Origin of the sequence: Ruegeria sp. HU-ET01832, assembly GCF_040371315.1 — a bacterium.
In the GTDB taxonomy this organism is placed as follows: domain Bacteria; phylum Pseudomonadota; class Alphaproteobacteria; order Rhodobacterales; family Rhodobacteraceae; genus Ruegeria; species Ruegeria lacuscaerulensis_A.
On sequence record NZ_BAABWL010000004.1, the window covers coordinates 442,852 to 461,800 of the forward strand.

Genomic DNA, 18,949 nt, shown 5'->3' on the forward strand with positions numbered 1-18,949 from the left:
GTGGCGCATTCCACCTGTCAGGCAACGCCCTTATCCCGGTTCTCAACGGGATAGGGGACAAACATGGACAGCAACCCCCAACAGGAAGATGGATCACTGAAGCGGCCTCTGGCTGTTGCATTTGTGATTGGCATCGCTTTGGCGATCATTCTGTCCGTTTTTCTGTATATGTCCCGTGAAACCGGGAACCGGATAGGTGACATGCGAATGGCATGGCAGGACTATTCGGTCGAGACCACACCGCGTGGCTACTGGATATCGGACATTCGCGAAGACTTTGGCTATGGCGGACTGATCCACAACTTCAAGAATTATGTGCTGCGCAATGATCCCGATTTGGGTCCACGCCTGCGACGGCAGTCCCAAAGCCTGCTGGATACCATCGCGGCCTATCGCGCCTCGGACCCATCCCCCACTGAATTGGAAGCGTTAGCGCAGATCGAAGCCGTGGCCATGGAATACACTGGCAATATCCCTTTGATCGAGGAGGGTATCGCCGCAGGCCTGAGCGCAGAGCAGATCGATGCGTTGGTGCGTGTGGATGACCGCGACGCCCTGGCGGCGTTGCAGACCCTTGAAACCCTGTGGGTGCAAGAGCGCGACCGCAGTCTGTCCAGTATGGTGCGCGCGTTCTCGGACGGCGAACGTCTGGTCCGAAATTTCTCGTTTCTGCTGGTGGGGTTGATCGTTTTGGTGGGCGTGATCGCGATCCTGACCACTTTGCTGATCGCCAATATCTTGCGCACCAACCGTCGCCTGAAGGCCGAACTTGCATTGCGTGAACAAGTGGAACTGGCCGAGCGCAAACTGGCGCGGGCGGTTGAACAAAGCCCGGCCTCGATCATCATCACCGACACCGATCTGAGGATTGAATACGCCAACCGAAAGTTCTTTGACCTCAGCGGGTACGGTCCGCACGAGGTCTATGGCCATTCGCCCAAAATGCTGCAATCGGGGCATTCGGGGCAGGGGGTCTATAGCGACCTGAAGGCCAAGCTGAAAAGTGGCCAAAGCTGGTACGGTGTGTTTCGCAACTTGCGCAAAGACGGGACGCATTACTGGGTTTCGACCGCGATTTTCCCGCTGGTCGATCAGAATGGTAGCATCACCCACTATATCGGTATCGGCGAGGACATGACCGAATCCCGCCGCACGCGCGAGCAATTCGCGCAGGTCCAGAAGATGGAGGCTGTGGGCATTCTGGCAGGTTCGGTCGCGCACGACTTCAACAACGTGCTGATGAGCGTGATCGGAAATGCCGAGCTGATCGAGTTGGACGCCGAGGACAACGAGGACATTCAGACCTCGGTCAACCATATTCGTATCGCGGCACGTCGCGCTCAGGCGCTGGTGCGCAAGATGTTGACCTTTGCCCGCCAGCGGCCTCGAAATCCGCAACGCGGCGATATGGTCAAAGCCACGCAAGAGGCGCTGGACCTGATCAAGGTCGCCGCTCCTCCCAGCGTCAAGACCCGCTTTGACATCGACATTGAACAGGCTTTTGCTGAATTTGACGGTACACTGTTTTTTCAGACCCTGCTGAATCTGTGCCACAACGCGTTCGAAGCCATCGGCGATCACCCGGGCGACGTTGTGTTGCGCATCAGTCAGGCCGAGGATGAATCCCTTGACGATCTGCCGGACGATGCGATTGGGGTGATCCGACTGGATGTGACCGATGACGGGCCGGGGATGACGCCCGAGGTGCAAGAGAAGATATTTGAACCCTTCTTTTCTACCAAACCGGTCGGGAAAGGCACCGGTCTGGGTATGGCGATCGTCCGCAACAGCGTCGAGGAATGCCGCGGGCGGGTCGAACTTTCCTCGACGCCGGGCAAGGGGACCCGGTTCAGCCTGTTCTATCCCATGATGCCGATTCTGAGTGCGCAACAGCAGCAAGAGGCCCGCGCCGTCACCGGGGACGAACACATCCTGCTGGTCGATGACGATGAGAACATTCTATATGTCACGCGCCGGTTGCTGACGCGCTATGGCTACCGGGTCGAGGCCTATTCGCAACCAATGCGCGCGTTGGACGCCTTTCGGGCGGCGCCCGACAGCTATGATGTGATCGTGTCAGATTTGATGATGCCAGAGCTTATGGGCACTGACCTTATCGCCTCGGTCCAGGCCGTCCGACCGGATGTTCCGACGATTCTTGTCAGTAGTTATTTCGATGATGCAGACAGTCCGGCTGAAAGCGATCAAACGGTACGGGTGCAAAAACCGTATGATGTTCAAAGTCTTGCACGTATTATCCGGAGCCTTATGGCCTAGGGTCTCGTTACATTTCTTCACAACTCTTCACACTCTTTAATCCATTTCAAATTCTGGTGACACATCTCCCCCCTAAGGTTCGCTCAGCCGGTCCTCGGCCAAACCGAGTGATCGGAATAGCGATAAAGGGGCTTTTAGATGATGACCAAAGCCAGAACATGGTTCTCGGCGCTGTCGACAGTTTCGCTGCTGACGATGAGCGCTGCGATCCCGGTTCACCAGGCCCAGGCGGATGAGCCGGGCCCGGTAGAAGCCATAGAGTTCGACCCAGCCAAGGCGGCCCTTGGCAAACGACTTTTCTTTGATCCGCGACTGTCCGGCGACGCTGCGCTGTCCTGTTCCAGTTGCCACCAGCCGGAAAACGGGTTCACCGACGGGCAAGCCTTGTCGGACGCTTATACGGGCAACCTGCATTTCCGCAACGTGCCGACGCTGATCAACAGCGCCAAGCGCGAGGCATGGTTCCATGACGGGCGGATAGGCACCAACCTGAATGACGTGACCCGCGAAAGCATCACCGAGACCTATTCCATGAACATGGACATGCGTCTGATGCAGGAACGCATCAAGCAGGACCCGGTCTATGTCGAGATGTTCGAAGCCGCCGGATTTGGTGAGCCTTCGAACGGTGGCGTTCGCAACGCGATCCCGGAATATCTGAAAACGCTGATCTCGCGCGGCGCGCCCTTCGACACCGGAGAGATGTCGGACGAGGCCAAGGCGGGCTATGAGCTGTTCAACGCCAGCGGCTGTAATTCGTGCCACTCGGGCGAACGGTTCACCGATGACCTGCCGCACAATATCGGCGTTGGTGACAACCCTGACATCTGGGCGGACCCGACCCGTCACATCACCTTCGTGACGATGATGAAGTTCCTCGGCGTCGAGAACTACATGAACCTGCGCGCCGACCCCGGAGCGTATATCCGCACCCACACCGCCGACACGTTCGGCACCTTCATGACCCCCACGCTACGCGAGCTGACCTATACCGCGCCGTATATGCACAACGGCACGATGGAAACGCTCGAAGATGTGGTGGCCTTCTACAACGCCGGTGGCGGTGACGATGAAAACAAGGATCCGCGCATCAAGCCGCTGAACCTTTCCGAGACCGAACAAGCGCAACTGGTGGCCTTCCTGAAGGCACTGTCCGGCGAGCCGCTGACCGGGCCCGAATTCGTCGCCGAAGAGATCGATACGGACTATGCGCCGATCGAAAACTGGCGTGAAACGACAAACTGAGGAGTGGACCCATGAAAGACCTTAAGTCTTACCTTTCAGGCACAATCGCCACCGCTGCCTTGTTTGCCGCCATCGGTTCGCAAGCGTTCGCTGCGGACAGTATCGCGATTGAGGCCGGTATAGGCGGCGCAGACCCCGATCCGGACGCGCCGTTAGTGGCGCTGGGCGAGCCGCCCATCCCGCTGGACAACCCGCAGACAGAGGCCAAGATCGAACTGGGCAAGATGCTGTTCTTCGATCCTCGTCTGGGCGGGAACGAGACGACGCCGTGTTCGGCCTGTCACCTGCCCGATGTGGGCTGGGACGTCGAAGCGCCGATCTCGTTCGGTTATCCCGGCACGACTCACTGGCGCAACAGCCAGACCATCGTGAACTCGGCTTATTACGGCAAGCTGTTCTGGGCGGGATCAAGTAAAAGCCTTGAAAGCCAGGCCAAATCCGCTGCAGGCGGTGCAGTCGCCGGCAACGGCGAGGCCGACATGATGGAGGCCCGCCTGGCCTTTGTGCCCGAGTATGTCGAACGCTTTAACGATGTCTTCGGCGATCAATGGCCGCGCATCAGCAACGCATGGCGCGCAATCGCTGCGTTTGAACGCACAATCGTTCAGACCGACACGCCCTTCGACAACTATCTGCGTGGGGATGATGCGGCGCTGACCGACGAACAGAAACGCGGGCTGGAGCTGTTCACCGGCAAGGCGCAATGTTCCGAATGCCACAACGGCGCGCTGCTGTCGGACGAGAAATACTACAACACCGGCGTTCCACCTTATAGCGGCTGGGAAGATGACGGTCTGGCGCAAGTGACCTTCCGGTATGAGCTCTATGCCAAAGGCTCGACCGAGGATTTCTATCGCCACACCAAAGACGACCCCGGTTTCTATTTCCGCACCAAGGAAAAGGCCGATCTGGGCAAGTTCCGCACGCCAAGCCTGCGCTACACCCTCTATACCGAACCCTACATGCATAACGGCATGTTGGAGACGCTCGAGGACGTAGTTGAATTCTACAACCAGGGCGGTGGCGAGAATGAATTCGCAGCAACCAAATCCGATCTGATCCAGCCGCTTGGCCTGAACGATCAGGAAAAGGCGGATCTGGTGGCCTTCCTGAAATCCCTGTCCGGTGACGAGATCTTGGTCGAAGAGCCCGATCTGCCGGATTACCAGCCGCTTTCTGCGGTTGCAGCAGAGGAGTAAGCGTCATGAAAGATCATAACGCAACCGGATGCAGCTGTTCGGGTGAGGCCAAGAAGGCCTGCACCGTGAACCGCCGCCAGTTCCTGTTCGCCTCGGGCGCAACAACCTTTGCCGTGATGGTGGCCATGCCCACTCGCCACGGCCAGGCCGAACAGGTTCCTGCCCTTGTGTCCACCTATCCGCGCAAGCTGATCGGCAAACTCTCCGAGCTGGAACAGGACGTCCCGGTCGAGTTCTACTACCCCGATGAGGGCGACTATTCAGACTCGATCCTTGTGAAAACCGGCGTGGAAAGTGGCGGCGGAATCGGTCCGCAAAAGGACGTTGTGGCCTTCAACCTCACCTGCACCCACCAAGGCGGGTCGATGTATGACAGCTACAAACCCGAACATAAGGTGCTGGGCCCGTGCCCGCTGCACCTGTCCACCTATGACGTGACACGGCATGGCATCCTCGTTTCGGGGCAAGCCTATCAGTCGCTGCCGCAGGTCCTTTTGGAACTGGACGGTGATGACATCTACGCCGTCGGCATGTTCGGCCTGATCTACGGCCGCTACGACAACCTGATTGCATAAGGGAAGGGGATACTCACATGGCAACCCCGTATTACGTACCCGAAACCAACGTCCCGCTGCCGCCCAAAGGCGCCGAGGTCATCTCGACCGCCTGCGACTATTGCATCGTGGCCTGTGGTTACAAAGTCTACCGCTGGCCCGTGACGGCCAAACCCGGTGGCCCCACTGCAGACGAAAACGCATTTGGCGAGGATTTCCCCGTTGCACCGCTGGGTGCTTGGGTCGCGCCGAACCAGCACAATATCGTTCTGCACAAAGGTCAGCCGCACCACGTGGTGATCATCCCGGACAAGGACACGCAATACGTCAACACCGACGGCGACAGTTCCTTGCGGGGCGGGTGTATCGCACAGAAATGCTATAACCCGCAGACACCGACTCGTGATCGCCTGAAGACACCGCTGATGCGGATCTATGGCACGCTGATGCCGGTTCCGTGGGATTTGGCGCTGGATGTGGCGGCTGAGGTGGGCAACCACGTCATCGCCAAGCACGGCACCAATGCCTATGGCGTGAAAACCTTCAGCTATCAGTATATCGAGAACACCTATGCGATCTCGAAATACGCGCTGCGCCACATCAACACCGCGAACTTCACCTTCCACGACACGCCGTCCGACGTGACCTCGACCCCCGGTTTCCGGGATGCGGGTTTCGACAACTTCGGCCCGTCCTACGAAGACTGGCGTGATGCGGAAACCCTTCTGGTTTGCGGCACCGACCCGTATGAGACCAAGACCATCCTCTATACCCAGTGGATGATGAAGGGGATGCAGAACGGTCAGAAAGAGATCTATCTGATCCCGCGCAGCTCGGCCGGTGTGGCCCATGCGGTCAAGATGGGTGGCTTGCATATCGACGTTCTGCCTGGCACTGACCTGCTGGTCGTCAACGCCATTGCCCGCGTCATCGTGGAAAATGGCTGGGAAGACAGCGACTGGATCAAGAAATGGGTCAACAACAAGTGGGAAAGCTCATCCGGCTTCGGTCAGGGCACCCGGAACACGCCATGGCAGTGGCGTACGACCTGGGGCAAGTTCCAGACCAAAGGCTTTGAAGACTGGAAAGAGTGGCTGCTGTCGCAGGACGAGTTCTCGCCTGAAAATGCTGCCGCCATGGCCGAAATCGACGTGCAGAAAATCTATACTGCCGCCGAATGGCTGGCCAAACCCAAGGCGGATGGCACACGGCCCAAAACCTCGGTCATGATCGAGAAAGGGTTCTACTGGTCCAACAACACCGGCAACACACAGGCGATTTCCGCGCTGGGCATCATCTGTGGCTGTGGCGGTCGTCCGGGTCAAGTCATTGGCCGGGCCGGTGGTCACCAGCGGGGCGGCGTGAAGGGCGGGAAATACCCGCGCAACAAATCGCCCGAGAAACTGCCCGGTCGCCGTCGCCGCGCCATGGATACCGACCGGTATCTGATCGCAGGTCATACCCGTATGGCCCACGTGATCGGCACAACATGGATCCAGTCCATGTGCGGCAGCCAGCAACTGGCCGACAAGTTCGAGGAACTGACCGTCCGCAACTCGCATCAGATCGCCTCTTTCGACAAGCAAGAGATGATCGATACGCTGAAGGCCCGCGCCGACAGCGGCGGTATGGTGGTGATCAACCAGGACATCTATCTGCAAGACCCGATCGGCAACCGCTACGCCGACATCGTGTTCCCTGCAGCGACCTGGGGTGAGGAAGACTTCCTGCGCGCCAACGGCGAACGCCGTCTGCGTCTGTATCAGAAGTTCTATGATGCGCCGGGCGCGGCCAAGCCCGACTGGTGGATCATTGCGCAACTGGCACAGCGGATGGGCTTTGACGGGTTCGACTGGCAGAACTCGAACGAGGTCGCCGAAGAGGCCGTGCGCTTTACCCGCGGGTCGCGCAAGGACTTCCACGCGGTCTATCGTCTGGCCAAGAAGGAAGGCAAAGGTCTGCACCAGAAGGTCCGTGAATTCGGCACCGACGGCGTGCAATGCCCGGTCATGCTGGATGCCGACGGGGTTACGCTGATTGAAACCAAGCGTCTGCACGACACAACCCGCGAACTGCCCGATACCGGTGCGGCTGGTGCGGATGTGTTCAACAAGAAGCTGACGCATTTCAACAGTCAGACCGGCAAGTGCAACATCCAGAAATCGCCGTGGGGTCTGTTCTCGGACTATTGGGAATGGCTGAAACCCAACAAGGAAGAAGGCGAGTTGTGGGCGACCTCCGGTCGGATCAACGAACGCTGGCAGTCTGGCTTTGATGACCGTCGCCGCCCGTATATCGTGCAGCGCTGGCCGGAAAACTGGGTCGAAATCCACCCCGACGATGCGGCTGAACGCGGCATCGAAAGCGGCGACTACGTGATGGTCTACTCGGAACGCGTTCCGGGCAACAAGACCACGCTGCTGGGTGTGGAAGGCGATGACTTCCAGTTCTCGAAACTGATGGAGAACGGGCATATCGAACTGACCAAAGCGGCGATCACCGCCGTGGCCATGGTCACGCCCGCCATCAAGAAAAGCGTGGTCTACATGGACTTCCTGCACATGCAGCAGCCCGCGAACGCGCTTGAGGGCCGGATCGTCGACTGGATCAGTGGCAACTACAACTACAAGATGGGCGTTGCCAAGCTGCGGAAACTGGGGCCGAGCCCCTACAAGACCTCGTTCCGCACGATGTCCTTCGCTCCGCGCGACATCGCCTGACGGCTTTCCGGGGGGCGGTCGCCATGCCGCCCCCCGGGTCTGGTCCCACTGCAGAAGGGACCATGGGCCGGGCGTCCCCGGCCTAACTGGAAGGCAGGTATCGGTTGGGAAATCTGCCTTCCACTTTCACCCAACCCCACCCAACCGCAAAACATGGCAGACCCGATATGAACATGCATTCCGATACCGCCCTGCGTGATGAGGCCACCAGCCTGTTCTCTGACTACGCAAAATCCGAATATGACGTGATCCGCCTGCGCGCCATTCAGGCCCTGAGTGCCATTGGCGCCGCCAATAGTCCGGCTTTGGTCGAGGCTTTGCTGGATGACGATGAAGACGTCCGTCAGGACGCCGCCCAAGCGCTGGGCGCGCTGGGTGTTCAGGACGCAGCACCGCAACTGCTGGAAAACCTGATCCACGATCCGTGTGGCGAGGTAAAACTGGCCTGCGTCACCGCTCTGGCCGAGTTGAAATCCGAAGACGCAGCGCCTTACCTGCGCACCCTCGTCACCGGGCGCGGCGAGGACATCACATGGGACGAGGATGAGCTGCACCAGGACGAATGGGACGACTGGCTCGACACGCAGATCGCCTCGATCAAAGCGCTGGGCCGGATGGGCGATGTGGCGGCGATTGAACCCATCGTCATGGCCCTGATGGACGAAGACGGGCAGGAACTGGGTGATGTGGCCTGCGAAGCGCTGGGCCGGATTGGTGAGGCATCAGTGCCGACGCTGGGCGTTTTCACGCAATCCTCGAACCGCCGCCTGCGCCATCGTGCCTTGCGGACGCTCGCCGCAATCGGTGGGGCGGAGGCCGAAGCGATCCTGCGCAAGGCGGTTACCGACAAGGACGGGGCCGTACGCCTGATCGCCTATGAGGCGCTGATGCCCACCGATGTAGCGCTGGTTGAACAGGCGCTTACCGATGCGGTCGAGGACATCCGTATTGCCGCGCTGGAGCAGGCTGGGTTTTCGGAACCCGAGCTGCTGGACCGCATGATGCGCGACCCCGGTGCCAAAGTGCAACTGGCGCTGATTGAGCGGCTGGATCGCACAACGCCGATTGCCGATCAGGATGATCTGCGCTGGCAGGTGCTGGATTTCCTCGCCACCGGTCAACAGCCCGAAGTGTCCGCGCAGGCGCTAGGCCTGCTGGCGGCGCTGGCTCCGGAATTGGTGGCGGATCGGCTGAATGCGCTTTTCTCGGTCGATGCCGATGACCTCAAGGCCGAGCGCCTGCAATGGGCTATCGTCGATGCGCTGGCGAACTCGCCCCTTCGTGAGGCGGCAGAATGGCTGCAACGCGCCTGCCGCGCGCCCTTCCGGTCAGTACGGTTGAAGTCCGTTGCGTCGCTGGCGATGATCGTAACGGATCCCGACCGTCCGCATGTGAACCAGCAACAAGGGCGCGAGTTGCTGCTGTCCTTTGCGCTGGCCCCGATGCCTGTTGCTGCCGACGAAGCCGCAGAAGAAGAGACCCAGCCAACCGATATCGCCGCGCTGGAAGAGGCCGGGTTGGATGTGTCCGATGGCGGCGAGAATGGCCCGACCTCAAGCCTTGGTGCGATCCTGGGACATGACGCGATTGCCGCCGAGATGACGCAGGAAGCGCAAGAGGATGAGGTGCAACCCCTGACTCCGCGCGAACAGGCGCTGCTGGCCAAGGCAACCCGTCATCCTAAGCGCCGCCGCGTGGCACTGGACGACGATGCCGATGCGCTGCAGCGTGAAACCCGCATGTCCGCCATCCGCCTGTTGGGCGAGGTCAAGGGAATGCAGGTCATGCTGGCGCAGATTGCGCAAGACCCGGAAACCGAGATCGCGCAGCAGGCGTTTGCCGCGCTGGGTGCGGCCGTCACGCGCCATGGTGCGGAATTGGATCAAGACCAGCTGGTCGATTTGATCACCAAGGGGTTGTCGCACACAGACTCCGCGCTTTCTCTGCAAGCATTGAAGCTGCTGCAACAAGCTGATCTGCCGCCGCAGGACAACCTGCGGGGTAAGCTGCGTGCGATGGTGAAAACCGGCGATACGCCGTTCCGCATCGACGCTATGCATATCCTGACCCGATGGGACGGCACGCCTGACGTGGCGCGCAGCCTGTTGGATGATGTCTCGGCCCCTGTCCGTCAGGCAGCCATGCGGCTGCTGTCGGAAACCGCGCCGGATCAGGCAGGGGCGGCCATCGTACCTTTCCTGCTGGCCAACCCCGAGCAGCGTATTGTGACCTATGTCAAGGACAGCGCCCCAGCGATCGTGTCCATTGGCCGCGAACTGCTGGCCGAACTGCGCGACGAAGACCGCCGCGCGCAATGGCCGGTTATGATAAACGCATTGGCTGATCTGTTGGGGGAACCTGCACGGGCAGCCTGAATGCCCGGAGGGACAGATGAGCATTTCGCTGAAACTGGCTGCAGCGATATTGGCGGGCGCAATGACCATTGCTCCCGCCCTTTATGCCGATGACCTCCCTGACGTTGCCGTCGTTCACCAGATCATCGACCTGAGTGCAGACACCCCGGCCCATGCGTTTCGATTCGAACCCAAGTTCCTGCAAGTGCCCGCTGGTTCCATGGTGCGGTTCAAGGGCTCGACCGGGCGGCATACAGTGACATCCATCCGTCCGATGATTCCCGAGGGCGCACGCAGTTTCGAAATTCGCGGCAAGCCCGAGCTGGATCTGACCTTCGAGCATGAAGGCGTCTATGGCATTCGCTGCCGCGTTCATGGCCGGCACGGCATGGTTATGCTGTTGGTGGTGGGCGACCCCAACGCAAATCTCGAGGACGCCCGCGCCCACCTGCCCAATATCGGCGAGGCGGAGCGCGCGGAGTTCGAGGAACTCTTTACATATCTGGAGGCTCAAAATGGCTGATGGCTGCGCCTGCGACCGGCACGCTCATATGTTTCTGACGGTTTCCCAGGCCCTGACCAAGGGCCTGTCGGTGGCCAACCCGATCACCGAAACGGAAACCCTGCCGTTGATAGACGCTATTGGGCGGGTGCTGGCCGAGGATTGCACCAGCAAGGTGGATATGCCCGCTTTTGATAACTCGGCGATGGATGGCTATGCGGTGCGTACTGCCGATTTGGGCGATGGTCCGCTGTTTGAACTGCCCGTCGCGGGACGGATCGCTGCCGGGGATAGCGGCGCACATGACGCGCCTGCGGGCAGTGCGCTGCGGATATTCACGGGCGCGCCGGTCCCGCCGGATTTCGACACCATTTTGATGCAGGAAGATTGTGATGCCACCGCCCAAGGCATTCGGTTCTCGCGTCGCCCCAAGCCAGGCCAGCACATCCGCCGTGTCGGCGAAGACCTGAAGGCTGGCGCCCCGATCCTGCGCCGTGGTTGTGAGATCACCGCGCGCGAGGCCGCCGCGCTGGCATCGTCCGGCTATGGCGAGGTCACGGTGTACCGCAAGTTGAAAGTCACGATCTTTTCCACCGGTAGCGAGCTGCAACAACCCGGCGAGGCGTTGGGACCGGGGCAAATCTACAACTCGAACCGCTATATGCTGCGGGCGCTGCTGGACAAGCCGTGGATCGCCCTGACCGACAAAGGCCCGGTCGAGGACAACCCCGCCAAGCTGGAACAGGTGCTGCGAGAGGCTTGCGACAGCTCTGATCTGATCATCACCACGGGCGGCGTATCGGTCGGAGATGAAGACCACATGCCGCGTCTGTTCGAGGCCATCGGCGGCAAGCCGGATGTGATGAAAGTGGCGATGAAACCGGGCAAGCCGATAATGTTCGGGCGGCGCGGGGATGCGCTTTATGTTGGGCTGCCGGGCAATCCGGTTTCAGCCTATGTCACATGGCAGATTGTTGGATCGCACATGATGGCGCGGCGCGCCGGTTTGCATCACGCGTCTCAGACCCCGGAACAAGCGGTTCTGTCCGAGCCGCTGAGCCGCCGGGCCGGTCGTCAGGAATACCGACCCGTTGTGATCGAGGGGGCAGAGCCTGACGGAACACCGCGTCTGCGCCTGATGGCGGCGTCCTACAGCGGACGTGTTGCGCTGTTGGCGCAGTCGGATGGGCTGGCGGTGATCCCTGCGGAAACCGAAGCCTTGCCGCAGGGCCATAGCTTGTCTTTCCTGCGGTTCTGATGTCGGGGCAGAGCTCGTTCTTGCAAGTGTCGGGGGGCTGCGGCTACAACAGTTCCGCGCCAGCCCACTTTGCCCGCCCGGACTCGAATATGGTTCAAGAACATATCCTTGTGGTCGATGACGACCCGCAGATCACGTCTTTTCTGCAGCGTTACCTTGAAAAGCAGGGCTGCGCAGTCACGTGCGTGGCCGATGGCGATGCGATGGATGCTGTTCTGGCGCGGGCCGAAGTTGATCTGATCCTGCTGGATATCGGGTTGCCCGGCCGCAACGGGTTCGACATCACGCGCGAGTTGCGGATGAACTCGAACATTCCAATTATCGTGGTCTCCGGCCGGGATGAGATTTTCGACCGGGTCGTCGGGCTGGAATTTGGGGCGGATGACTACATCACCAAACCGTTCGAGGCGCGCGAGGTTCTGGCCCGCATCCGTACCGTTCTGCGTCGGTCAAAACCTGACGACAAACCCACCAACGGTTCCGAGTCCCAAACGATCACCTTCGGGGACTGGGTGCTGAACGTGAACGAGCGGACCCTGACCGCGTCCGGCGCGCCCGAGGCCACACCACTGACCACCACCGAATTCGAGGTGCTGTTGGCCTTTGTCACCAATCCTCATGTGGTGTTCTCGCGCGATCAGCTGCTGGACAAGGCGCGCGGGCGAGACATCGTCGTCGGAGACCGGACCATCGACGTCCATATCATGCGTCTGCGAAAGAAAATCGAAGCTGATCCCGCCGCGCCGGCCTTTATCAAGACCGTTCACGGGATCGGCTATTGCTTTGCCGCAAATGTCCGGAAAACCAGCGCCTAATGCAGGTTTTTGTACATGAACGTTGTGGGTTCCAGCCGGTCATCGAACGGGTTGCGGCAATAGTTCGGAATCTCGCCGGCGATCTGGAAACCAAGGCTTTGATACAGTCGCAGCGACGGGTCTGAACTGCGCGTGTCCAGAACCAACACATTGCGCCCGAGTTGAGCAGCGCGCTCTTCCAAGGCGGCCATCAAAGCGCGGCCCAGTCCTTGGTGGCGGGCATTTGGATGCACCAGCAGTTTAGCGACATCTGCCCTGTGCGGTTGGTTCGGCATTTTGGCCGGTATAAGTTGAACCGTCCCCAAGACATGCTGGGCGTTGCGGACCACAAATAGATCCAGCTCGTTCCCGGCAACACCGGACCATACATGGTTTAGCCAATAGGCGCGTGCTTGTTCAGGCGGAAAGGGCAGGATGAATCCTACGCTGGCACCGTCATGCACACAGGCGTGCAGAATACCCGCCAAATCGTCCAATGCGCCGTCCAGATCCGATGAGGTCAAACGTTCGATCATATCAGCACCAACAAGTAACGCGCACCGCGCTTGGTTGAGGTTTCAAACCGGGTCGAACCGGAAAGGTGATAGCGCAGGCAATCTCCGGCCGTCAGGTCGTGCGCCACGCCGTCCACTGTTAGCGTCAAAGCGCCGTCCAGCATGATCAGATGGTGCTCCTGTCCCGGCTTCGGGGGTGCGTCATAGGTGATAACTGTCGAAGACGGTAGGTGCCCCTCCATGACCTCACCGCTCAGACCGGTGGCCGGGGGCGAAACCGACCTGCGCGTGAACCCGGTTTCAGGGTCGCGCCATTCAGGTTGACGTTCCAAGGGAACCCGTGGTGCAAAGCTGTCTTCCACCATCATCAACAGGCGCGACATGGGCAAGCCGTAGGCGGCACACAACCGGCCGAGCGTTTCTGCGGTCGGACTCACGCCCCCCTTTTCGAGCCGGGATAAAGTGGCGCGGCTGACAGAGCTGCGTTCTGCCAGTTGGTCCAAGGACCAACCGCGCATCAGGCGCAGCTCGTTTAATCGGTTGGCGAGGCGGTTTGAGAGATCATCCAACATTTATCAAATATGAGAATCATTTCCTTTTATGAGATTATTGATAAATTTTATTACAATACAACAAAAAAGAGCGCGGAAAACCGCGCCCTTTCCCGTTGTCTGGTCTAGAGGATTATTGCCAGCCAACTTCGTTGAAGATTTTTTGTGCTTCGGGGATGTTCTTGGCAACTTCGGACAGGTTCACTGTATCCGCTTTGAACTCACCCAGCGAAGCAACGTTTTCGGCCAAAGCGACACCTTCGACCGCGGGAAATTCATCATTGCCGTTCGAGAAGTAGACCTGTGCCTGTTCGCCTGCGAGGTATTCAAGGAACTTCACTGCGTTCTCTTTGTTCGGCGCATGGGCTGCGATGCCCGCACCTGACAGGTTCATATGGGCGCCTTCCGCGTCTTGTGCGGGAAACTGAATGCCGATCATGTCGATATCCGCGCTCAGGCCCTTCACGTCTTTACGCAGTGCGCGGGCGAAGTAGTAAGAGTTGGAAACGGCAATTTCGCATTCACCCGAGACGATCCCGCGCAGCTGATCGGTGTCACCGCCCTGCGGGTCACGTGCCATGTTGGCGACAACGCCTTCGGCCCAGGTTTTCGCGGCCTCGGCACCATGGTTGGTGATGATCGCAGCAAGCAGCGTTTGGTTATAGGTGTTGCTGGACGACCGGATGCAGACCAAACCTTTGTATTCCGGCTTGGCCAGATCCAGATAGTTGGCCGGCGGGTTCGCGACGTCGGCTTTGTCAAAGAAGATAATTCGCGCGCGTTGTGAGAAACCGTACCACTGGTTGTCTTCGTCCTGCAGGTTGGCAGGGATACGCTCTTCCAGAACCGCGCTGTCGATCGCTTGCAGGATGCCTGCATTCTTGGCGCGGGCAAGGCGAGAAGTATCGACGGTCAGCAGAATGTCGGCAGGTGAGTTCGCACCTTCGGCTTCCATTCGGGCGATCAGCTCATCGGCCTTGCCTTCGATACGGTTGATGGTGATGCCAGTGGCCTCTTCAAAATCCGAATAAAGGCGTTCGTCGGTGTCATAATGGCGCGAGGAATAGAGGTTCAGCTCGCCCTCAGCCGCGGCAGAGGTCGCAATAAGGGCCGTCAGAGCGGCAGCAATACAAGTGGAGGATTTCAGCATCATGTGTCCCAACTTTGAATGTCGTGGCGGGCAATAACCCGACTGATTTGGTCAATTAAACGATTCTGGCGGGGATGCAAGAAAAACTGACAAAATTAGTTGGTCAAAATGGTCGCTGCTGGAAAGGCGCAACGCACTAACCTTGACGTGCAGAATATCCGAAAGGCGTTAAGGGTGCCTACGTTGCAAAACAGCGGCCAGAATAATGGCCCATCCGAGTATGCCTTGCCCATGCGCGCTGAGGTTTTTCTGGTGCGAGAAAAACAGCATTTCAAAAGGGATAACGGCGTTTTTTGGTGGCCAGATGACCCATTGCAGCGGCAAATCCGGAATGATCATGCGATAATACATGTAGTAAACCTGCGGCGAGGCCGACACAAACACCCAGAAAAGGATCAGCGCCCCCAGAAACCTTGCCCATATCGGCAAACGTCTCAGGCAGCGCCGGGCCAAAAGCACCATCATCAGAAACAGAGTGAGGCTGATGAAGACAAGCCCGACCTGTCCCCACGCGGACAGATCAAAAAAGGAATCCTGACTGTACATTTTCGCCCTCCGCAAAGCCGGGCAAAAAAGAAACCCGCCTACGCATGCAGGCGGATTTCAAATAGCGCAAGGCGAGATTTAGCTGAGTGGCGCGACGGCCAGAATCACAGTGAATTTCTCACAATAGATATACAGCTCGTTGTATTTGGAGACGTCGATGCCAGAAGGGATCTTGAATGAGGCTTCGCCCTTTTTCACGGTCAGTTTGTCGTGAATCTTGGAGCCCTTCGCGTATTTCTCGCCGTTGCCAAAGCCGATTTTGATATCTGGCGGGTTCTTGCTGGGGTCGAAGACATAATCGCTTTTGAGCGTGACGGTGTCGCCGGAAACGGAAACCGTCCCCTTCACCTTATAGCCGCTGCGGCCGGAAAGGCTGCCGGTGCGTTCCTTGTCTGCGGCAAATACAGAAGGTGTTCCCAGTGTCAGAGCGGCTGCGGAAGCAAGCCCCAGCTGTACGAATTGGCGGCGTTTGATTGTCATAGCGAATTCCCTATCTCGTTCTGCGACTGCAGGATGCTGCGCAGACAAAGGGGGCGCTGCCAACTCACATCGCGTCAAGGGAATGTGAGTATCTGAAACATGCAAGCGACCAGCTTAGCGGGAAATCAACGCAACATGCGATTTGAAAACAAAAAAACCGCACCCAACCGGCGCGGTTTCCCTGAATTCGATTTGTGCAGTTCTTAGCCCTGGCGAGCTTTGAACTTGCGCTGCGTCTTGTTGATCACGTAGACGCGGCCTTTGCGACGCACAATCCGGCAATCACGGTGCCGGTTCTTGAGCGAGCGGAGCGAGTTCTTGACCTTCATGGGTCTGTCTCCAATCTGCGGCGCCTTCATCAAAGACGTGGCCAGCGCCTGGGTTAATCGGGTGTCCCGGAGCCCCGGAACAGTGAAATCATGGTGGGCGGTACAAGGATCGAACTTGTGACCCCTTCGATGTCAACGAAGTGCTCTACCGCTGAGCTAACCGCCCACTTTACCTTTGCGTGCCCTGCCCCATAACGAAATGGGGCGCGGAACCCCGCGCCGGTAGCGGGGTCTATAAAAGGAGTCGCAAAGGGGTTCAAGGGGTTTGGTATAACTATTTTCCGGTCTATGTTCAGACCGAACCAAGGAGCCACCATGCCGAACGCCGCCTATGTATTGGATATGCCTGCCAAGCGCACGTCTTGTGTGGTCTTTGCTTCCCCGCATAGCGGCCGGAACTACCCTCAGGAGCTGATGGAGCGAACCATTCTTAGCCGCGACGTGATTCGATCCTCTGAGGATGCGTTCGTGGATCAGTTGTTCGCACCCGCTTCGGATTTTGGAGCGCCGCTGATTTCTGCGACAAAGCCAAGGGCTTATCTGGATCTTAACCGCAGTGCCGAGGAGTTGGATCCGGCGCTTGTGGAAGGCGCGCGTCGACAGGGGCACAATCCGCGCGTGTCCTCGGGGCTTGGCGTAATCCCCCGTGTGGTTGCGAATGGTCGCGCGATTTATCGCGGTAAGCTAACAATGGACGAGGCGCGGCTGCGCATCGATACCTGCTGGCGGCCATATCACACGCGACTCAAGGCATTGTTGGCCGAATCGCACAAGGCGTTCGGGCAGGCGATCCTTGTGGATTGCCATTCGATGCCGCACGAAGCTGTGGCCATGGCCGGCACCGCAAATTCGCGCCCTCAGATCGTGTTAGGGGACCGGTTTGGCGCCGCAGCCTCTGGCGAAGTCGTGGACCGTATCGAAGCCGCGTTTGTGGCCGCTGGTCTGACAGTGGCGCGAAACGCACCGTTTGCTGGGGCGTATGTGACGCAGACCTATGGTCGACCCGCGCGCGATCAGCACGCGGTGCAAATCGAAATAGACCGTTCGCTTTATATGGACGAAACGCGGATTGAGCCAAACGGGAATTTCACCGCCTTTCGCGAGCTGTTGCGGCAGGTCATTGGCGAAATTACATTGATCGGTGAAGAGCCTCTGCGCCTTGCGGCCGAATAAGATCAGCGCAAAGATCGCCCCTTCAAGATAGCATCATGTCCGAATCTGCGACGGATTTCATCCGTGGCGCGTTCGGCCTGCGACCGCTGTGCTGCGCCGGGGTCAAGCAAGTCGCCCGTGATATCGGCCTGATCCTCGGGGCACAAATCCGACAAACCGCATCCAAGCAAGCGATAGGGTCCCTGATCTCCGACCTGATCGAACAAACTGCGGGCCGTGCGGTAAATGCGGTCGGCAATCTGCGTCGCATCACGTAACGAGACACGGCGGGTGATAATCTTGTGATTGGCTTTCTTCAGCTTGAGGGTCACGACCCTGCCAGCCAGACTTTTGGCCTTGGCACGATCCGCCACCTTTTCGGACATGCGCCACAGATGACCATCAAGTATGTCAGGGCTGGCCGTGTCTTCGAAAAAGGTAGTTTCATTACTGATGGACTTCATCGGTTCATGGGCAGAGACGCGGCGCTTGTCCTGTCCTCGGGCCAGATGCCACAACCGATACCCCATCGCGCCGAATCTGGCTGTCAGGGCCTCCTGATCCCAGCGCAACAGGTCCGAGAACGTACGAATCCCTGCGCGCTCGAGCGATTCTTGTGCAGCTGGTCCGATGCCCCAGATCAGCCGGACGGGCTTGTCGTGCAGAAACGAAGCGGTCTCGGCCTCGCCGATTACGGAAAAGCCACGTGGTTTGTCGAGGTCGGATGCGACCTTGGCGAGGAACTTGTTATGTGAAAGCCCGATTGAACCAGTCACGCCCAGCTCATCCTTCATCCGTTTCACAAGGCGCGCCAGCATCACTGCGGGTGGTGCACTGTGCAGTCGCTGGGTGCCGGACAGGTCCATGAAAGCCTCGTCCAATGACAAAGGTTCGACGACTGGGGTCAACTCGTCCATCATCGCCCGAATCTGACGCGAGACTTCTGCATAGACCGACATGCGGGGTTTGATGACCACAGCATCGGGGCACAGTTGCAGGGCTTTGAACATGGGCATCGCTGAACGCACTCCACGAATACGCGCCACATAGCAGGCAGTCGACACGACGCCGCGTTTCCCGCCGCCAATAATGACGGGTTTGTCGGCAAGTTCAGGGTTGTCGCGTTTCTCGACCGAAGCGTAGAACGCATCGCAGTCCATATGCGCGATGGTCAGGTCAAACAGTTCAGGATGCGTCTTGATGCGCGGACTACCGCAGGCAGGGCAGCGGCGGTCGTCCGTCACAGTGGTCAGGCAGTCTCGGCACAGACCGGGCATGCGATGTTCCCGTCTCTCATTCGATCAATTCGCGGGGTTTGAATAT

The 18,949-nt window shown here is 59.0% G+C and carries 17 protein-coding genes and 1 tRNA gene; 10 read left to right on the forward strand and 8 right to left on the reverse strand.

The window, feature by feature from the left end; all coding sequences use genetic code 11:
• The first annotated feature begins 63 nt into the window (after window positions 1–63).
• From ABWV79_RS14960 to ABWV79_RS15000, 9 genes are all read left to right on the forward strand, one after another.
• Window positions 64–2,277 carry an ATP-binding protein gene (locus tag ABWV79_RS14960; protein WP_353392851.1) on the forward strand — a complete coding sequence of 738 codons (2,214 nt, stop codon included), beginning with the start codon at window positions 64–66 and terminating at the stop codon, window positions 2,275–2,277.
• Window positions 2,278–2,415: 138 nt separating this feature from the next.
• Window positions 2,416–3,522 carry a cytochrome-c peroxidase gene (locus tag ABWV79_RS14965; RefSeq protein WP_353392853.1) on the forward strand — a complete coding sequence of 369 codons (1,107 nt, stop codon included), beginning with the start codon at window positions 2,416–2,418 and terminating at the stop codon, window positions 3,520–3,522.
• A gap of 11 nt (window positions 3,523–3,533) precedes the next feature.
• Window positions 3,534–4,721 (forward strand): cytochrome-c peroxidase, encoded by a 1,188-nt coding sequence (locus ABWV79_RS14970; RefSeq protein WP_353392855.1) that lies wholly within the window; start codon window positions 3,534–3,536, stop codon window positions 4,719–4,721.
• Between the two features lie 5 nt (window positions 4,722–4,726).
• On the forward strand, window positions 4,727–5,296 hold the full coding sequence (locus tag ABWV79_RS14975; protein ID WP_170724694.1) for an arsenate reductase (azurin) small subunit: 570 nt from the start codon (window positions 4,727–4,729) through the stop codon (window positions 5,294–5,296).
• Between the two features lie 17 nt (window positions 5,297–5,313).
• Complete coding sequence (locus ABWV79_RS14980) at window positions 5,314–7,995, forward strand: arsenate reductase (azurin) large subunit (RefSeq protein ID WP_353392857.1); 2,682 nt, start codon at window positions 5,314–5,316, stop codon at window positions 7,993–7,995.
• 167 nt (window positions 7,996–8,162) lie between these two features.
• Window positions 8,163–10,370, forward strand: a complete 2,208-nt coding sequence (locus ABWV79_RS14985) for a HEAT repeat domain-containing protein (protein WP_353392859.1) — start codon at window positions 8,163–8,165, stop codon at window positions 10,368–10,370.
• A 16-nt stretch (window positions 10,371–10,386) separates the two neighbouring features.
• Window positions 10,387–10,872 (forward strand): plastocyanin/azurin family copper-binding protein, encoded by a 486-nt coding sequence (locus ABWV79_RS14990; RefSeq protein ID WP_353392860.1) that lies wholly within the window; start codon window positions 10,387–10,389, stop codon window positions 10,870–10,872.
• Entirely contained in the window at window positions 10,865–12,109 is a 1,245-nt protein-coding gene (locus tag ABWV79_RS14995; RefSeq protein WP_353392862.1) for a molybdopterin molybdotransferase MoeA, read from the forward strand. The genes ABWV79_RS14990 and ABWV79_RS14995 overlap by 8 nt, the downstream gene beginning before the upstream one ends.
• 89 nt (window positions 12,110–12,198) lie before the next feature.
• Window positions 12,199–12,924, forward strand: coding sequence for a response regulator (locus ABWV79_RS15000; RefSeq protein ID WP_170755266.1), 726 nt, complete (start codon window positions 12,199–12,201; stop codon window positions 12,922–12,924).
• Here the strand turns inward: ABWV79_RS15000 and ABWV79_RS15005 are convergent.
• The 7 genes from ABWV79_RS15005 to ABWV79_RS15035 all read right to left on the reverse strand — a co-directional run bounded on the left by ABWV79_RS15005 (window position 12,921) and on the right by ABWV79_RS15035 (window position 16,640).
• Window positions 12,921–13,439: a GNAT family N-acetyltransferase gene (locus tag ABWV79_RS15005; RefSeq protein WP_353392863.1), complete on the reverse strand. Its 519-nt coding sequence runs from the start codon at window positions 13,437–13,439 to the stop codon at window positions 12,921–12,923. The genes ABWV79_RS15000 and ABWV79_RS15005 overlap by 4 nt on opposite strands.
• On the reverse strand, window positions 13,436–13,990 hold the full coding sequence (locus ABWV79_RS15010; protein WP_353392865.1) for a helix-turn-helix domain-containing protein: 555 nt from the start codon (window positions 13,988–13,990) through the stop codon (window positions 13,436–13,438). The genes ABWV79_RS15005 and ABWV79_RS15010 overlap by 4 nt, the downstream gene beginning before the upstream one ends.
• Window positions 13,991–14,102: 112 nt before the next feature.
• The gene (locus ABWV79_RS15015; protein ID WP_170755269.1) at window positions 14,103–15,119 is read right to left on the reverse strand and encodes a Fe(3+) ABC transporter substrate-binding protein; all 1,017 of its coding nucleotides are present in this window, start codon (window positions 15,117–15,119) and stop codon (window positions 14,103–14,105) included.
• A 168-nt stretch (window positions 15,120–15,287) separates the two neighbouring features.
• Window positions 15,288–15,665 (reverse strand): hypothetical protein, encoded by a 378-nt coding sequence (locus ABWV79_RS15020; RefSeq protein ID WP_353392867.1) that lies wholly within the window; start codon window positions 15,663–15,665, stop codon window positions 15,288–15,290.
• Between the two features lie 78 nt (window positions 15,666–15,743).
• Entirely contained in the window at window positions 15,744–16,145 is a 402-nt protein-coding gene (locus ABWV79_RS15025) for a DM13 domain-containing protein (RefSeq protein ID WP_353392868.1), read from the reverse strand.
• A 203-nt stretch (window positions 16,146–16,348) separates the two neighbouring features.
• Complete coding sequence (gene ykgO / locus ABWV79_RS15030) at window positions 16,349–16,474, reverse strand: type B 50S ribosomal protein L36 (protein WP_008755722.1); 126 nt, start codon at window positions 16,472–16,474, stop codon at window positions 16,349–16,351.
• Window positions 16,475–16,565: 91 nt separating this feature from the next.
• A tRNA-Val gene (locus tag ABWV79_RS15035) sits at window positions 16,566–16,640 on the reverse strand.
• Window positions 16,641–16,789: 149 nt separating this feature from the next.
• On the opposite strand from ABWV79_RS15035, the gene ABWV79_RS15040 reads away from it, so the two are divergent.
• A complete protein-coding gene (locus ABWV79_RS15040) occupies window positions 16,790–17,647 on the forward strand; it encodes an N-formylglutamate amidohydrolase (protein WP_353392869.1) in 858 nt (285 codons plus the stop codon).
• A gap of 2 nt (window positions 17,648–17,649) precedes the next feature.
• On the opposite strand, the gene ABWV79_RS15045 is transcribed toward ABWV79_RS15040, so the two are convergent.
• Window positions 17,650–18,903 (reverse strand): DNA polymerase IV, encoded by a 1,254-nt coding sequence (locus ABWV79_RS15045; protein ID WP_353392871.1) that lies wholly within the window; start codon window positions 18,901–18,903, stop codon window positions 17,650–17,652.
• Window positions 18,904–18,949 lie beyond the last annotated feature (46 nt).

Coding starts and splice junctions, on each gene's coding strand:
- ABWV79_RS15005 (WP_353392863.1), bottom strand. CDS start 13,439: ATGATCGAACGTTTGACCTCATCGGATCTGGACGGCGCATTGGACGAT.
- ABWV79_RS14970 (WP_353392855.1), top strand. CDS start 3,534: ATGAAAGACCTTAAGTCTTACCTTTCAGGCACAATCGCCACCGCTGCC.
- ABWV79_RS14980 (WP_353392857.1), top strand. CDS start 5,314: ATGGCAACCCCGTATTACGTACCCGAAACCAACGTCCCGCTGCCGCCC.
- ABWV79_RS15000 (WP_170755266.1), top strand. CDS start 12,199: ATGGTTCAAGAACATATCCTTGTGGTCGATGACGACCCGCAGATCACG.
- ABWV79_RS15025 (WP_353392868.1), bottom strand. CDS start 16,145: ATGACAATCAAACGCCGCCAATTCGTACAGCTGGGGCTTGCTTCCGCA.
- ABWV79_RS15040 (WP_353392869.1), top strand. CDS start 16,790: ATGCCGAACGCCGCCTATGTATTGGATATGCCTGCCAAGCGCACGTCT.
- ABWV79_RS15010 (WP_353392865.1), bottom strand. CDS start 13,990: ATGTTGGATGATCTCTCAAACCGCCTCGCCAACCGATTAAACGAGCTG.
- ABWV79_RS14960 (WP_353392851.1), top strand. CDS start 64: ATGGACAGCAACCCCCAACAGGAAGATGGATCACTGAAGCGGCCTCTG.
- ABWV79_RS14965 (WP_353392853.1), top strand. CDS start 2,416: ATGATGACCAAAGCCAGAACATGGTTCTCGGCGCTGTCGACAGTTTCG.
- ABWV79_RS14990 (WP_353392860.1), top strand. CDS start 10,387: ATGAGCATTTCGCTGAAACTGGCTGCAGCGATATTGGCGGGCGCAATG.
- ABWV79_RS15020 (WP_353392867.1), bottom strand. CDS start 15,665: ATGTACAGTCAGGATTCCTTTTTTGATCTGTCCGCGTGGGGACAGGTC.
- ykgO (WP_008755722.1), bottom strand. CDS start 16,474: ATGAAGGTCAAGAACTCGCTCCGCTCGCTCAAGAACCGGCACCGTGAT.
- ABWV79_RS15015 (WP_170755269.1), bottom strand. CDS start 15,119: ATGCTGAAATCCTCCACTTGTATTGCTGCCGCTCTGACGGCCCTTATT.
- ABWV79_RS15045 (WP_353392871.1), bottom strand. CDS start 18,903: ATGCCCGGTCTGTGCCGAGACTGCCTGACCACTGTGACGGACGACCGC.
- ABWV79_RS14975 (WP_170724694.1), top strand. CDS start 4,727: ATGAAAGATCATAACGCAACCGGATGCAGCTGTTCGGGTGAGGCCAAG.
- ABWV79_RS14995 (WP_353392862.1), top strand. CDS start 10,865: ATGGCTGATGGCTGCGCCTGCGACCGGCACGCTCATATGTTTCTGACG.
- ABWV79_RS14985 (WP_353392859.1), top strand. CDS start 8,163: ATGAACATGCATTCCGATACCGCCCTGCGTGATGAGGCCACCAGCCTG.